At 32.1% G+C, this 15202-nt stretch carries 16 protein-coding genes; 10 read left to right on the forward strand and 6 right to left on the reverse strand.

The features are described 5' to 3' along the window. Positions 1-11: 11 nt before the first annotated feature. Positions 12-665 (reverse strand): DUF4397 domain-containing protein, encoded by a 654-nt coding sequence (locus ACSVC9_RS05695; RefSeq protein ID WP_446899381.1) that lies wholly within the window; start codon positions 663-665, stop codon positions 12-14. Positions 666-757: 92 nt separating this feature from the next. Further along, positions 758-1228, reverse strand: a complete 471-nt coding sequence (locus ACSVC9_RS05700; RefSeq protein ID WP_446899382.1) for a DUF4883 family protein — start codon at positions 1226-1228, stop codon at positions 758-760. Between the two features lie 101 nt (positions 1229-1329). Between ACSVC9_RS05700 and ACSVC9_RS05705 the strand changes: the two genes are divergently transcribed. Both ACSVC9_RS05705 and ACSVC9_RS05710 read left to right on the forward strand, forming a co-directional pair. After that, a complete protein-coding gene (locus ACSVC9_RS05705) occupies positions 1330-2157 on the forward strand; it encodes a Cof-type HAD-IIB family hydrolase (protein WP_446899383.1) in 828 nt (275 codons plus the stop codon). Between the two features lie 21 nt (positions 2158-2178). After that, the gene (locus ACSVC9_RS05710) at positions 2179-2451 is read left to right on the forward strand and encodes a metal-sensitive transcriptional regulator (RefSeq protein WP_446899384.1); all 273 of its coding nucleotides are present in this window, start codon (positions 2179-2181) and stop codon (positions 2449-2451) included. Positions 2452-2508: 57 nt separating this feature from the next. Here the strand turns inward: ACSVC9_RS05710 and ACSVC9_RS05715 are convergent, their stop codons facing one another. Then, a complete protein-coding gene (locus ACSVC9_RS05715) occupies positions 2509-2997 on the reverse strand; it encodes a threonine/serine exporter family protein (protein WP_446899385.1) in 489 nt (162 codons plus the stop codon). After that, positions 2994-3764 (reverse strand): threonine/serine exporter family protein, encoded by a 771-nt coding sequence (locus ACSVC9_RS05720; protein WP_446899386.1) that lies wholly within the window; start codon positions 3762-3764, stop codon positions 2994-2996. Before ACSVC9_RS05720 ends, ACSVC9_RS05715 begins: the two co-directional genes overlap by 4 nt. A 170-nt stretch (positions 3765-3934) precedes the next feature. Between ACSVC9_RS05720 and glyA the strand changes: the two genes are divergently transcribed. Continuing rightward, the gene (gene glyA, locus ACSVC9_RS05725; RefSeq protein WP_446899387.1) at positions 3935-5170 is read left to right on the forward strand and encodes a serine hydroxymethyltransferase; all 1236 of its coding nucleotides are present in this window, start codon (positions 3935-3937) and stop codon (positions 5168-5170) included. A gap of 50 nt (positions 5171-5220) precedes the next feature. Here glyA and ACSVC9_RS05730 read toward each other — a convergent pair whose 3' ends face one another. Continuing rightward, the gene (locus ACSVC9_RS05730; protein ID WP_446899388.1) at positions 5221-5424 is read right to left on the reverse strand and encodes a helix-turn-helix domain-containing protein; all 204 of its coding nucleotides are present in this window, start codon (positions 5422-5424) and stop codon (positions 5221-5223) included. A gap of 12 nt (positions 5425-5436) precedes the next feature. Continuing rightward, a complete protein-coding gene (locus ACSVC9_RS05735) occupies positions 5437-5910 on the reverse strand; it encodes a DUF2975 domain-containing protein (RefSeq protein WP_446899389.1) in 474 nt (157 codons plus the stop codon). Positions 5911-6086: 176 nt separating this feature from the next. On the opposite strand from ACSVC9_RS05735, the gene ACSVC9_RS05740 reads away from it, so the two are divergent. The 7 genes from ACSVC9_RS05740 to ACSVC9_RS05770 all read left to right on the forward strand — a co-directional run bounded on the left by ACSVC9_RS05740 (position 6087) and on the right by ACSVC9_RS05770 (position 15060). Continuing rightward, positions 6087-6323, forward strand: a complete 237-nt coding sequence (locus ACSVC9_RS05740) for a hypothetical protein (protein WP_446899390.1) — start codon at positions 6087-6089, stop codon at positions 6321-6323. Between the two features lie 113 nt (positions 6324-6436). Continuing rightward, a complete protein-coding gene (locus tag ACSVC9_RS05745) occupies positions 6437-10204 on the forward strand; it encodes a phosphoribosylformylglycinamidine synthase (RefSeq protein WP_446899391.1) in 3768 nt (1255 codons plus the stop codon). Positions 10205-10271: 67 nt separating this feature from the next. Further along, on the forward strand, positions 10272-11180 hold the full coding sequence (locus ACSVC9_RS05750) for a DegV family protein (protein ID WP_446899392.1): 909 nt from the start codon (positions 10272-10274) through the stop codon (positions 11178-11180). 179 nt (positions 11181-11359) lie between these two features. Next, entirely contained in the window at positions 11360-12526 is a 1167-nt protein-coding gene (locus ACSVC9_RS05755) for an iron-containing alcohol dehydrogenase (protein ID WP_446899393.1), read from the forward strand. 186 nt (positions 12527-12712) lie between these two features. Continuing rightward, a complete protein-coding gene (locus ACSVC9_RS05760) occupies positions 12713-12916 on the forward strand; it encodes a hypothetical protein (RefSeq protein WP_446899394.1) in 204 nt (67 codons plus the stop codon). 74 nt (positions 12917-12990) lie between these two features. Beyond that, positions 12991-13650: a hypothetical protein gene (locus ACSVC9_RS05765; RefSeq protein WP_446899395.1), complete on the forward strand. Its 660-nt coding sequence runs from the start codon at positions 12991-12993 to the stop codon at positions 13648-13650. 27 nt (positions 13651-13677) lie between these two features. Next, complete coding sequence (locus tag ACSVC9_RS05770; RefSeq protein ID WP_446899396.1) at positions 13678-15060, forward strand: VanW family protein; 1383 nt, start codon at positions 13678-13680, stop codon at positions 15058-15060. Positions 15061-15202: the final 142 nt, after the last annotated feature.

Raw genomic sequence — 15202 nt, forward strand, 5'->3', positions numbered from 1 at the left:
ATATGTTACGATTAAATTCTTAGATAACTGTTTCCATCTAGAGGAATAAGTACCTGCATACTTGGTGATTGAGTTGAACTTCCTACTGCATATATGCTGTAAAATCTGTTTGGAGTCAATCTTATATTTGGCACATTTAATAGCATTTTATTGCTGGCGGCATCAGTTATATAAATTTTATACACACCTGGGTCCAATGGTTCATAGACTGACATGCCCTTGAAAGGTATATCTCTGAATAGTGTTCTTCCATTTTGAAGTGATACATTCAAATTTGGTGAATCTTCGGACAAATTTATAAATTTAACTAATGCTTTGTTCGGAATTTTAGGTATTATAACGTCTTCTATAGGAAGTATATTGACGTTTGGATAATTGCCTATAATTGCTGTGGTCAATATTTTCTCCGGAGGTATGAATAATGTCCTATTAAAAATAGGATTGATAGTAGTACCCACAGGAAATATTGTAATATTATAGCTGCCTGCGGGAAAAGGCATATAATCCGAAAATGACTTAAAGCTTAGATTTCTAAAAAATAGCCTATTGTTTAAATAAACGTCTACAGCAGGAGAATTTATACTTGAATTTAGAATTCTCATATGGGATATTGGATTGACTGCTCTATAAAAGTTACTGTAAAATGGATAGGGATAAATAAACATCACATTCCGCCTTTACTACATTTATTTACAGTATAATATATGTTTATTATTTTAACTATGATACAATATTATATAATATCAGTATATGATACTCATTTGAATATATAATTTCCAAGATTGTAGAGATTTAAAGATATCGGTATTTTGCTTGTGGATATGTAATCCTCAGAATATATTCCATCCCATGGATATACGGATATATATTTTTCATTATATATATTAATAAGCAATTTTTCGTTTTTGAAGCTTATAATTATTTTATAAGCTGGTTTGCCAGGTAAATTTTTGGGAACTGTTATAAAGTTCTTTTCATCTAGGGATGTAAACATTTCTGTTATATCCTTGATATCATTAGTATCCAATTGCTTTTCTTTATGGAAGTTAGTTTCTATCATAATGCATTTTGGATTTTTTTCCTGGGATAAATTTTTTAACAGCATATTAGTATAGTAAAAATTATTTGGCTTTTTTGATCTGAAATTTAACATGTCTAGATTATTACAGCCAGTGAATAAAATAACTATTAAAAATATCATGAGAAAGTAGTATAATAAATTTTTCATTTTATCACCTTATATATAAATTACTATAGATTAAACATATGTTTTTATAATATGGTTTATTACTGAATTCAGATGTTAAAAATTTCATAGGAGGTTTTTTTGTGGGATATAAACTTATAGCTGTGGATATGGATGGAACACTTTTGAATGATAAAAAAATTATATCTTATTACAATGGCATTAGAATAAGGAAAGCATTAGAAGTTGGTGTGAAATTTGTATTGTGTTCCGGTAGAATGCCAGGAGGCATTAAAATTTATGCTGAAGCTATAGTAAAACATGAACCTATAATATGCTGCAATGGGGCTGTAATTTTAGATGACAGTGGAAGTATTATGTACTCAAGCCCTATAAGTAAGAATAGTATTCTTGAAATTATAGATGTACTTAGAGAAGAAAAGGATACATATTATCATTTTTATGATGAAGATACTATTTATACTGAACAATTCGGAAGTTATATGAATCAGTTTTATAAATTTAATAGAAAATTAGATAGAAAGTTTAGATCAGAAATAAGGATTATAGCTGATGCAAAAAAATTTATAAAGGAATCGGATAAACGAGTTAATAAGTTGGTTGTTGTTGATAATGATAATAATTATTTGACAAGACTTCGAAAAAAGATGGAAATGATACCAGGCTTAGAGATTACTAGATCAAATGTAAACAATATTGAGATAACTAATAAGGGGATATCAAAAGGGTATGGAGTAGCGCTTTTATCTGGATATTATAATATACCATTGGAGGAGTGTATATCTATTGGCAATGATGAAAATGATATAAGTATGATTAGAATTTCTGGAGTTGGTGTTGCAGTAGCTAATGCTTCGGAGACTGTAAAAGATTATGCTGATTATATAACCCTGAATGATAATAACCATGGAGCTATAGGTGAAGTTATAGATAAATTTATATTAAATTAACAAAATTAGGAAGTGTATATTTTGGAAGAAAAATTAATTACAAAAAAAGATATTCAAGTGAGACTCAGAAAAGTAGAAGGGCAAATAAAAGGAATCGAAAAGATGATCGAATGTGACAGCTGTTGCAAAGATGTGCTTATACAGGTTGCTGCAGTCAGGGCAGCTATAAATAAGGTAGGCGGGTTGATTATACAAAATTATGCCAAGACCTGTCTTTTGTCTGAATACGATAAAAAATCTGAAGAGAAAAAAATAGAAGAGCTTGTTTCAACTCTAACTATGTTTCTAAAATAAATCAGATATGTTATTTTGTATGGGTGGACTTTAATATTTAAGTTAAAGTCCACCTATCTATTTGGAGTCATGCATATGGGATTTATTTTTTAACAATTTAAAATTTTCAAGATGTACTTTCCTCCTAAATAGTATGTAAGCTTTAGATATGGAAGATACAGAAAATACACCTACGGCTATTGTACCTGCTATGGTGAGAGTTCGTATTCCTGTTTCAAGAGATTTGTCTATGTTTCCCTGTACCGTTTCAAACATTGTATTGTACATTCCTCCTCCAGGAACGAGAGGTATTATGGCACCTATTACAAAAGTAGTAACTGGTGTTTTGAGTATGCGGGCCATTATTTCAGAATATATGGCTCCGATTAATGCAGCAACAAAATATGCAAGTATATTGGATAAGTTGAGATGAAAATGTATAAATAAATATATGAACCAGCTTATTCCTCCCCCTATGGAAGAAAAGATTAAATTTTTACCTCTGGTATTTGATAATACTGCAAAGCATAATGTGGCGATTAAAGCATATATGGAATTGATTATCATAAATTAATCCCCCCGGTAATAATCCACAACCTCATGACAATTCCTGTACCAACTGCAATAGCAACAGCTACCAAAAGTGATTCTATTGCACCAAGAATTCCTGATAATAGGTCACCTGCTATGGTATCTCTTATTGCGTTTGTTATAGAAATTCCAGGTACAAGTACCATAATAGAACCTATTATTATAGTATCAGTATGTGTTGATAAATGCAGTCCAGTAGCAGCAAGTGCTATAAATGCCGCTGAAGCACCGCATAGTGCATTTATAAAGAATTCGTTAGACTGAAAATAATTTAATGCTGTGGATATCAATTTTATTGAGCAACCTATTATGAAAGAAATGATAAAGTCTCTTATGTTTCCACCGAATACCAAGCAAAAAAAGGCAGAAGCTCCTCCTGAAAAAAGAGTATTAACTCTGGTACTGTGGGATCTTAATTTATCTATTTTTCTAAGTTTATTTTCAATGTCATTAATTGTATATCCTTTATCTTTTATATGTCTTGATATGTCATTTACCTGACATACTTTTTCTAGATTTTGATTTCCTCTTTTTACCCTTTTTATGAGAGATACAGTTTGACCGTAATCATCCTCAGCAGATATTATTAATACACTTATAGTTGCAAAAGTATCTACTTTCATAACACCACAGGAATTGCATATCCTTGTTATGGTTTCCTCAACTCTATATATTTCAGCACCACTTTCCAAAAGTATTTTTCCAGCAAAAGCTGCCACATTTATTGTATGATTGATATCCATACTAAATCCCCTCTTAAATTAGAGTTTATAAATTCACAATCATTATAATATATGTTAAATATATTTGCTATAATAAATATAAATTTTTTATTCACTATATGAATTGCTTATAGCAGTTATAAGCTGTATAATAAATAGCAATAATGGATATTGATAAGGAGGAATAATGTATGGATTTTAGCAATCTTGAAAAAACTGATAAAGACATATACAGCATGATAGACAGGGAGAGACTCAGACAGGAAGATGGAATAGAGCTTATAGCTTCTGAAAATTTTACAAGCCAATCAGTGATGGAGGCTATGGGATCATTTCTTACTAATAAATATGCAGAAGGATATCCTGGAAAGAGGTATTATGGTGGATGTTATGTTGTAGATAAAGTAGAGGATTTAGCAAGAGATAGAATGAAAAAATTGTTTGGGGCAGAACATGTAAATGTACAACCTCACTCCGGATCACAGGCTAATATGGCAGTATACATGTCAGTATTGAAACTTGGCGATACCGTTATGGGAATGAATCTAAATCATGGTGGACATCTAACACACGGAAGTAAAGTAAGTTTTTCAGGAAAGCTGTATAATTTTGTATCATATGGTGTAAGTGAGACAACTGAAACAATTGACTATAATGAAATGAGGAAGATTGCACTTGAGTATAGACCCAAAATGATAGTGTCGGGAGCAAGTGCTTATCCAAGAGAAATTGATTTTAAGAAGATAAGAGAAATTTGTGATGAAGTAGGAGCGTATATGATGGTGGATATGGCTCATATTGCAGGATTAGTTGCAGTAGGAGAACATATGTCACCAGTGCCATATGCAGATTTTGTAACTACTACCACACATAAGACACTTAGAGGACCAAGGGGAGGAGCTATAATCTGTAAGGAGCAATATGCTAAGGCTCTTGATAAAACTATATTTCCCGGGGTACAAGGGGGACCTCTAATGCATGTAATTGCAGCAAAAGCAGTATGCTTTGGAGAGGCTCTTACTGATGATTATAAAAAGTACATAAAGCAGGTAGTAAAAAATGCAAAAGTTCTGGCAGAAGAACTTAAAAATTATGGGTTTAGACTTGTAAGTGGTGGAACAGACAATCATTTGATACTTATTGATTTAACAAATAAAAATATCACGGGGAAAGAAGCGGAAAAACTTCTTGAAAATGCAGGTATTACAGTAAATAAAAATGCTATACCTTTTGATAAACTTGGACCAAATGTTACTAGTGGTATAAGAATAGGAACACCAGCTGTAACTACAAGGGGATTTAAAGAGGAAGAGATGAAGAAAATTGCATATTTTATAAACTATGTAGTTGAAAATAGAGACAAAGATTTATCAAATTTGAAGTCAGAAGTAAAGAAACTTTGTGATAAATTCCCTATCTATAAATAGTATGGATAAAGGATCACCAATAGTCTACTAATAGATTATTGGTGATTAATTTATTCTTTGTATTCTAGTATATCTGCCGGCTGACATTTGAGTTCACGACAAATTGCATCAAGAGTTGAGAATCGTATTGCCTTTGCCTTGTTGTTTTTCAATATGGATAGATTTGCATTTGTAATACCAACTTTTTTTGAAAGTTCTGAGAGGGATATTTTATTTTTTGCCATGATTACATTTAAGTTAACTATAATAGACATTTTATATATTACCTAGATAGTAAGATCATTTTCATCTTTTATATTTATTGCTTTTCTCAGCACTTCGGAAATAACGAGAAAAGTACACCCTGCCATTATAAATACGAAAATATCCAATTTAAGTGAACCGTCCTTGTTGAATGCATATATTACATGGAAATTTTTATTGACTATATCCCCTACCATATATATAGTGCCGAGTATAAAGGTATATACTCCAATTCTTGAGAAACTTTTTACATTACATGAGTTAAAAATTTTAGTTTCTGTAATTTTTCCCATTATATTCTTGAGTTCATATATAATGAGCAGACTTAATAGGCATTCGGACTCCGCAAAAATTATACATTTGATCGTACTTTTATCAGAGACGAATTCCTTAAAAAGATCTGGAATAAATATCATTCCCAATATTCCAGCTATAAAAAATACATTGAGTATTACATATAGAAATTCTGCAATTCCATAATGGTTCTTGTTGGACATATTAGTAACTTCCTTTCAATATAGATTATGTATTTATATATATTATAAATAAGATATTATTGAATTTCAATATATATTTATTGCTTTTCAATAATAAGATAAAATTCAATTGAATAAATATATAGCACATATCATATAGATTTATAAACTATGAATTTATATGATGGGGTGATTTTATGATAAAAAAGGGAAGCATGGTTGAAGTGGAGCACTGCAAATATATAGGAAGTGATATAAGGGTATTGTTCAGAGGAATTTGCATAGAGGATTGCAATATAGGAGAACATGTTGATATAAGAACTTTATCAGGTCAAATGGTCAAGGGAGTTGTATACAGGGATATGTATTTTTGTGGCAATGTTCATCATTTGGATAGAAAAGCAAAGGAAATCATCATGATTAAAAGTTTTTAAGCTTATTTTGCAGTAGTTATTCCCCTAAAGGAGTATGTATGATATAATATACACGAATTATTTCTATTAAAAAATGAAAAATGTTCGAAAATACAGTTAGGGGAGAGAACAGTATGAATATTAGAAGATTGTTTGTAGAAAAAAAGACGGAATTTAACATAGAGGCACGGGCACTTTTGAAAGATATAAAAGAAAGCCTTGGCATTAACGACGTGAAAAATATTAGGTTAATAAACAGATACGATATTAAGGATATGGGAAAAGATGAATATGAAAAATTAAAATATACCGTATTCGCAGAAAAAACGGTAGATTTTGTTTATGACGAAGATATACCAGATGTAGGTAAAAACAGAATTTTTGCAGTTCAGTATCTTCCCGGCCAATATGATCAGAGAGCTGATTCAGCTTCACAATGTATTCAGATATTAACTCAAAAAGAAAGAATTGATATAGTATCTTCCAAAGTATATGTAATTGAGGGAAATATAACAGAGGAAGAATTTAATAATATAAAAAATTACTGTATAAATCCAGTGGATTCCAGAGAGGCCTCCCTTGAAAAGCTCACTGTAATGGATGAAAAAGTGCATGTACCGCAGAATGTGGAGATTTTAGATGGATTTATAGAAAAAACAGAGAAAGAGCTCAGCAAATTTTTAGAGGAGAAAGGACTTGCTATGAGTCTTGAAGATCTTGAATTTTGCAGGGATTACTTTAAAAGTGAGGAAAAGAGAAATCCTACTATAACTGAAATAAAAGTCATAGATACATATTGGTCGGATCACTGTAGGCATACTACTTTCATGACTGAATTAAAAAATGTAAAAATAGAGGAAGGAAAGTTTTCCGTTCCTATTAAAAACTCCTATGATAATTATCTGAAATTTAGAAGTGAACTTAATAGGGAAGGTAAGCCTGTATGCCTCATGGATATTGCAACTATTGCCATGAGAAAATTAAAAGCTGAAGGAAAACTTGAGGATCTTGATGAGTCTGAAGAAATAAATGCCTGCAGTATAGTAGTGGATGTTGATGTAGACGATAGTATGGAAAAATGGCTTGTTATGTTTAAAAATGAAACTCATAACCATCCAACGGAGATAGAACCATTTGGAGGTGCGGCAACATGTATCGGCGGTGCAATAAGAGATCCTTTGTCTGGAAGATCATATGTGTACCAGGCCATGAGAGTTACAGGAAGTGGAGATCCTACAGTGGATTTGAAGTCGACTCTTGAAGGAAAACTTCCACAAAAAAAGATAACTACAGGTGCAGCTCAGGGTTACAGTTCATATGGAAATCAGATAGGTCTTGCAACTGGACTTGTAAATGAGATATATGATCCAGGATATATTGCGAAGAGGATGGAAATAGGTGCTGTAGTAGGTGCTGCACCAGCTGAAAATGTAGTTAGAAAGAGACCGGAAGCATCAGATATTGTCATACTTCTTGGCGGTAGAACTGGAAGAGATGGCTGTGGTGGAGCTACGGGATCTTCTAAAAAACATACTGAAAAGTCAATATTGACGTCAGGAGCTGAAGTACAGAAAGGAAATCCAGTTACGGAAAGAAAGCTTCAGAGACTGTTTAGAAAACATGAGGTAAGCAGACTTATAAAGAGATGCAATGATTTTGGAGCCGGAGGTGTATCTGTTGCAATAGGGGAATTGGCAGAAGGTCTTGATATAAATCTTGATCTCGTACCTAAGAAATATGAGGGATTGGATGGAACCGAGCTTGCAATATCCGAATCACAGGAGCGTATGGCAGTTGTAGTTTCAAAGGATGACAAGGATAGGTTTATAAAGTATGCAGAGGAAGAGAATCTGGAGGCAACTGCAGTGGCAGTAGTTACAGATACCGGCAGAATGAGGCTTTACTGGAGAGAAAAGCTTATTGTGGATCTAAGCAGAAAATTTATAGATACCAACGGAGTCAGGGCGGAAGCAGACGTACTTGTAAAATTGCCGGATGAATCTTCATCGTATTTTGATAAAAGCAAGTACAGTAGAAAAGATGAACCTTTGAAGAAAAGGTGGCTCGATATGCTTGGACAATTGAATGTATGCAGCCAGAAAGGGCTTGTTGAGAGATTTGACAGTACTATAGGGGCCAACACGGTTCTTATGCCTTTTGGTGGTAAATATCAATTTACAAGGATAGACGCCATGGCTGCAAAGCTCCCTGTTCTTTCTGGAAATACAGATACGGCTACTATTATGAGTTATGGATATAATCCGGATATAGCAAAGTGGAGTCCCTTTCATGGTGCTGTATATGCAGTGTGCGAATCAGTGGCAAAAGTTGTAGCGGCAGGAGGAAAGGCTCCTGATATAAGACTTACTTTTCAGGAGTATTTTGGAAGTCCTCAAAAAGAGCCCGAGAGATGGGGAAAACCATTTTCCGCACTGCTTGGTGCACTTTATGCCCAGAAAAAATTCAATATAGCTGCAATAGGAGGAAAGGACAGTATGTCGGGAACTTTCAAGGATATGGATGTTCCACCAACTCTAGTATCTTTTGCCATAACTACTGAAAACGCAGATGTTATAATATCGCCTGAATTCAAACAGACAGGAAGCAGCATAGTGATTGTACCGACAGCTATAGATAAATATGGAATGCCGGATTTTGAGATGATGAACAAGAACTATGAAATTATACATTCACTTATTGAACAGGGAAGTATAATATCCGCAGAGACAGTTAAGGATATGGGAATAGCACGTACTGTCAGCAATATGAGCTTTGGAAACAAGATAGGAATTAAACTTTCGGATGATTTGGATATGGAAGAATTGTTTTTCCCTTACTATGGTTCAATAATAGCAGAAATTGATAAAGATGCAGATATAGAAGATGTGCTGAGGAATATTGATTATAAATTGATTGGAGTTACACATGCTGATGAAGCTATAGAATTTAAAGATGAGAGCATTGCCATAGATGACATGATAGAAGTATGGAGTGAACCTCTAGAAAAAGTATTTCCTATGAGAACAGAGAAAGATAATGGCAAAATAGATGTGGTAAATTTTGAAAAGAAAACTACTATATCTCCAGTTGTCAAAATTGTAAAGCCAAGAGTTTTCATACCTGTATTTCCTGGGACCAATTGTGAATATGATTCTGAAAGAGCATTTATAAGTGCAGGAGCTGAGGTTGATACCCTGGTTCTTAGGAATTTGAATGTAAGACAGATAGAGGAGTCCATAGATGAAATAGTGGACAGAATAAAAAATTCACAGATAATTATGTTTCCTGGGGGATTCAGTGCAGGTGATGAACCGGATGGCTCGGGAAAATTTATAGCTGATGTATTTAGAAATTCAAAAATAAAATTTGCTGTTGATGATCTTTTGAATAGAAGAGACGGACTTATGCTCGGAATATGCAATGGCTTTCAGGCACTTATAAAGCTTGGCTTGGTACCATTTGGAGATATAAGGGATATAAAAAGTGATTATCCTACTCTTACCTATAATAAGATAGGGCGCCATATTTCACGAATAGTTAATACAAGGATAGCATCAAATCTATCTCCATGGCTTAAAAATGTAAATGTAGGAGATATCCATTCGATTGCAATATCTCATGGGGAAGGAAGATTTATTGCTTCAGAAAATATGATCAGAATACTTATAGATAATGGACAGATAGCAACGCAGTATGTTGATTTTCAAGGGAATCCTAGTTATAGAGATGAATTTAATCCAAATGGGTCTTTCTATGCTGTTGAAGGAATAACCAGTCCGGATGGAAGAATACTTGGAAAAATGGGACACTCGGAAAGAATAGGTAAAAATGTAATAAAAAACATTCCTGGAGATAAAGATCAGAAGATATTCGAAGCTGGTGTAGGTTATTTTAGACTTTAATTTATAGTATTAATCTTATATTGATGGTATACTAAATATATGTTATAGTATTATACTAATTCATAAAATGAATGCTGATAAGGGGAGATTGCTTGTGGTAGAACCTATAATTATGACAGATGCTAGCTGTGATATGCCAGAAAGTTATATATTAAACAATAATATTCCCTTTTTAGGTCTTGTATGCCATTTTAATGGTAATGAATATGAAGATGATTTTGGACATTCTTTAAGCTATGAAGAATTCTATACCGGACTTAAAGGTGGAGAGATGCCATATACAACTCAAATAAATGAATACAGATTTCTGGAAAAATTTAAGCAGCTTTTAAAAGAGCACAGACCTATAATATACATAGGTATGTCATCAGGTATAAGTGGAACTTTCAACAGTTCAAAGCTTGCGATGGAAGAGATCATTAGGGAGCATAAAAATGCAGATATAACTGTAATAGACAGTAAGGGAGCTTCTATAGGGCTTGGACTTTTGGTTCATCATGCAGTTGAAATGGCAAAAGAAGGGCACGATAAAAAAGGAATAGTTAACTGGATAGAAGAAAACAAGAATAAGATGAATTATTGGTTCGTGGTGGAAGATTTAAAGCATCTGAAAAAGGGAGGAAGAATATCTTCATCTAAAGCTGCAATTGGAACACTTCTGGATATGAAGCCTATAATAGTAATACACAAGGATGGTACTCTTAAAAATGTAGCTACTGTGAGGGGCAAGAAAAAGGCATTTAAATATCTTATAGATAGGTTTAGAGAAATGTCAGATTTTAAGGAAAATAAACTTATAGGAATATCCCATGGATACTGCCCTAAAGATGCCGAAATTTTAAAAAATATGGTTAAAGAAGAATTTCCTAATAATAGATTTGTTGTAAATCCATTAGGGCTTGGAATGGGTACACATTGTGGAAATGGTATGGTGTCACTGTGCTTCCTGGGGAAAACTAGAGATTATGAGTTGTAGAATGAAAAGAGTAGAGCTTTAAATTTGACTTTACTCTTTTTGATTCTATTGTTGTGTGCATTTTGAATTGATTATTGTATAATATAGTTAGTTTATTAAATGCATATATGGAATTTAGTGTATGAATTCATACACTATTAAGTAGATTAATCATATGTTATGATAAAGGAGGATTGTAGATGTCAAGATTTACGTTGCCAAGAGATATTTATTTTGGAAAAAATGCTTTAGAGGAACTTAAAAATTTAGAAGGTCACAAAGCAGTAATAGTTATAGGTGGAGGCTCTATGAAAAGATTCGGATTTTTGGATAGAGTTGAAGAATATTTGAAAGAAGCAGGTATCGAAATAAAGTTAATAGAAGGTATTGAACCAGATCCATCTGTTGAAACCGTTATGAAAGGCGCTAAAGTTATGAGAGAGTTTGAACCTGACTGGATAGTTGCCATAGGTGGTGGGTCGCCGATTGATGCGGCAAAGGCAATGTGGATATTCTATGAATACCCGGATTTTACTTTTGAAAAGGCAGTGATTCCATTTGGAATTCCAAAATTGAGACAGAAAGCAAGATTTTTGGCCATACCTTCTACAAGTGGAACTGCCAGTGAAGTAACTGCCTTTTCTGTAATAACAGATTATAAATCAAAGATCAAGTATCCCCTTGCCGATTTTAATTTAACTCCAGATGTAGCAATAATAGACCCTGCCCTTGCACAAACTATGCCTAAAAAGCTTACAGCACATACCGGAATGGATGCACTTACACATGCAATAGAAGCATACGTTGCAGGATTACATTCTGATTTCTCAGACCCACTTGCCATTCATGCAATAGTCATGATCAATAAATATTTACTTAAGTCCTATGAAGGAGACAAAGAGGCCAGAGGCCATATGCATATAGCACAATGTCTGGCAGGAATGGCATTTTCAAATGCACTTCTTGGAATAACGCACAGTATGGCACATAAGACAGGAGCAGTATTTCATATACCTCATGGATGTGCAAATGCTATATTCCTTCCTTATGTTATAGATTTTAATAAAAAAGCATGTGAAGAAAGATATGCAAGTATAGCTAAGGTACTTAAACTTTCGGGAAATACCAATAATGAGCTGATAGATTCCTTAACTGAACTGATTAGAAAAATGAATAAAAAAATGGATATTCCTTCTACTATCAAAGATTATGGAATAAGCGAAAATGATTTTAATGAAAATCTTGATTATATATCCCATAATGCCATTAAAGATGCTTGTACTGGGTCCAATCCAAGGGAAATAACAGAAGCTGAAATGAAAAAATTATTTCAATATATTTATAATGGAAAAAAAGTTGATTTCTAATTTTAAAGTATATTTTAAAGTATAATATAAGGAACAGCATATGAATCTTGTTTTACTGGATCAAATGCTGTTTTTTATATGCCAATTTATTCTATATTAATTGTGATTTCAGATATATTGCCTAATTTAATATAATATTATATAATATTTAATAAATAATTCAAATTTAACTGGATGGTATTGTTTATGATGTGGAAACCAATTATAATTCAAATGATAATTTTTGTTATAACTTTGTTGTTAAGCAGGGTGATTATAGAATTAATTCAAAGGTATTTATTAGAGGAAAATTATAAATTAACAAAAAGATTTTCTCATGCTATAATATGCCTTATTGTAGTTATAGCAGGAATAATTTCAGGAAGAGAAATTTTGTATGTTCTTTTATAATATATAAAAATTATAGTGTTTTTGAAGCTGAAACCGAAACGAAAGTTAGATTAATGAGTAAGGGAGAAATAAATATGTCAAAGATTATGTCGATGTTTGAGAAGCTGAACTTAGTTGAAAAGTCTGCTAAAGAGACAACTGATGATTCAAATATAGAGAAAATTGATATTAAGAATGATAGTAATAGTAATAAAATAGAAAGTAAACCTGATAATGTTGGAAATAAAGAAGTTGAGTCTCAATATTCTGAAAGTAATAATATATACAATAAAGCTCCAGATAATAAAATTATAGATGAAATTGGTCATAAACGAAAAGACAATTTAACTATTGATGAGATATATTCGTCATATGGAATTGAAAACAGTGCTATTGATACAATTTTCATGCTTGGGAATTTTATAAATGCACTCCCTGAAAGTCTGCCGCATAAGGTTAAAAGAGAATCTATAATTACTATCATTGATTCTTCAGAAATAGACTTGGACAAGCTTATTTCTGACGGTAAGAAAAGATTAAATATTTTGAAGAAGTTTTCAAAAGAACACTATGATTCAGTTAAGGACGTAATACAAAATTATAAGGATGAAATAGAGAAACTAACCAAATTGGTGGATGATTATAGAGAACAGATACAAATAAATGAAAATTTGTTGAATGAACAAGATAATATGATAGACTATGAAACAAAGAGGATAAACAATATTATTAGCTTTTTTGGCAATGATGATTAAACGATGAGTAAATACAAGAGGAAATTTATGTTTGAAAGAAATTATCGAATGACTTTTACTGCAAAATTTTTGATTTTACAGGTAATACTTTTTTCCGTTAGTACCATGTGTGGAGTGATGTGGAAAGCGTATACCAATAATAGAAAATGGGATAATCTAGTATATTATGGTGTAAAGGTAAATGAGCTATATTTTAAAAGTAGAAGTATAAACGAAGATAAAGAGATGATTAAGGTTCAATATATAGAGCCATTGATGAAAGAAAAAATAAGTATACAGGCAAATGGTAGGATTTACACTTTAGAAAATTCCAAATTGATCAAGGACTACTATATTGAAAATAAATTTGATAGCAAAGTTGGCGCTGAAAAAAGGAAATTGACGTTGAGTGAAAGAGATAAAATCTTGAAAAAGAGATTTTCAAAATTATATAATGTAGTTTTTATCTATGATCAAAATTACATAAAAAGTCTAATAGGTAATATAAGGAGCAATGTGGATAAAAAACCTATTAATGCCGGTATTAAAAATATGCATAATGGGAAAATAGGCATCAATCCTGATATTAAGGGCTATAAACTACAGGAAGACAAGCTTGAAGATGAAATAAAGAGAAAAATCAACAGTAAAGATATTCATAATATAAAGATAATTGCACCTGTTGTAGAATATAGAGCCTATGTTGACAAGAATAAACTTTCTTCAATTAATGCAAATATAGCACATTTCAGTACGGATTTTAGTTCATCATCTTATGAAAGGGCTCATAATATAGAGCTTTCTTCAAGACTAATAAATGATAAGCTCATTATGCCAGGGGAGGTTTTCAGCTTTAATTATTGTGTTGGGGAGAGGACACAGGAAAGAGGCTTTATGGAGGCACCAGTTATAGTGGGTGACAAGATTGATTCCGGTATAGGAGGTGGAATTTGTCAGGTATCAAGTACTTTGTATAATGCTGTATTGAGGGCTGGACTTGTGCCTGTTGAAAGATCACACCATACTATACCTCCTTCATATGTAGATATAGGTTTGGATGCCACAGTTGATTGGAATAATATAGATTTTAAATTTAGAAATACTTTGAATTATCCCATTTATATAGAATCACATACCGAAAATAGAAACATACATATAAATATCTACTCGAATTCAAGTTTATTGAAGAGAAAATATATTGTTTCAGATAATGTTTATGAAGAAATACCATCAGTTACCAAGGTTGTAAATGCTTTTAATATGCCAAAAGGAAAATCTGTTGTTATTCAGCAGGGACGTAATGGATACAGATCAAAAATTATAAGAAATGTGTATGAAAATGAAAAATTAGTTGCATCTGAAATTATTTCAGATGATTTATATATGGCAGTTCCGGGCATAACTAAAATAGGAACATTAATATCCAAATAAATTTGTTGTTTTTTATACCTGACCGGGTAGAATTTGTTCAATTTGGTCAGGTATTTTTAAATGAAAAACTATTGAATTTTGTTTAAATATTTGATATAGTAACGCTATAGTGATTTATCACTTTACCACGATAAACTAAAAT

This window comes from Clostridium sp. LBM24168 (assembly GCF_052953915.1).

Bases quoted from the DNA above. Each gene is read 5' to 3' on its own strand.
- ACSVC9_RS05695 (WP_446899381.1), bottom strand. From the start codon at position 665: ATGTTTATTTATCCCTATCCATTTTACAGTAACTTTTATAGAGCAGTC.
- ACSVC9_RS05700 (WP_446899382.1), bottom strand. From the start codon at position 1,228: ATGAAAAATTTATTATACTACTTTCTCATGATATTTTTAATAGTTATT.
- ACSVC9_RS05715 (WP_446899385.1), bottom strand. From the start codon at position 2,997: ATGATAATCAATTCCATATATGCTTTAATCGCCACATTATGCTTTGCA.
- ACSVC9_RS05720 (WP_446899386.1), bottom strand. From the start codon at position 3,764: ATGGATATCAATCATACAATAAATGTGGCAGCTTTTGCTGGAAAAATA.
- glyA (WP_446899387.1), top strand. From the start codon at position 3,935: ATGGATTTTAGCAATCTTGAAAAAACTGATAAAGACATATACAGCATG.
- ACSVC9_RS05730 (WP_446899388.1), bottom strand. From the start codon at position 5,424: ATGTCTATTATAGTTAACTTAAATGTAATCATGGCAAAAAATAAAATA.
- ACSVC9_RS05735 (WP_446899389.1), bottom strand. From the start codon at position 5,910: ATGTCCAACAAGAACCATTATGGAATTGCAGAATTTCTATATGTAATA.
- ACSVC9_RS05740 (WP_446899390.1), top strand. From the start codon at position 6,087: ATGATAAAAAAGGGAAGCATGGTTGAAGTGGAGCACTGCAAATATATA.
- ACSVC9_RS05745 (WP_446899391.1), top strand. From the start codon at position 6,437: ATGAATATTAGAAGATTGTTTGTAGAAAAAAAGACGGAATTTAACATA.
- ACSVC9_RS05750 (WP_446899392.1), top strand. From the start codon at position 10,272: ATGAATGCTGATAAGGGGAGATTGCTTGTGGTAGAACCTATAATTATG.
- ACSVC9_RS05755 (WP_446899393.1), top strand. From the start codon at position 11,360: ATGTCAAGATTTACGTTGCCAAGAGATATTTATTTTGGAAAAAATGCT.
- ACSVC9_RS05760 (WP_446899394.1), top strand. From the start codon at position 12,713: ATGATGTGGAAACCAATTATAATTCAAATGATAATTTTTGTTATAACT.
- ACSVC9_RS05765 (WP_446899395.1), top strand. From the start codon at position 12,991: ATGTCAAAGATTATGTCGATGTTTGAGAAGCTGAACTTAGTTGAAAAG.
- ACSVC9_RS05770 (WP_446899396.1), top strand. From the start codon at position 13,678: ATGTTTGAAAGAAATTATCGAATGACTTTTACTGCAAAATTTTTGATT.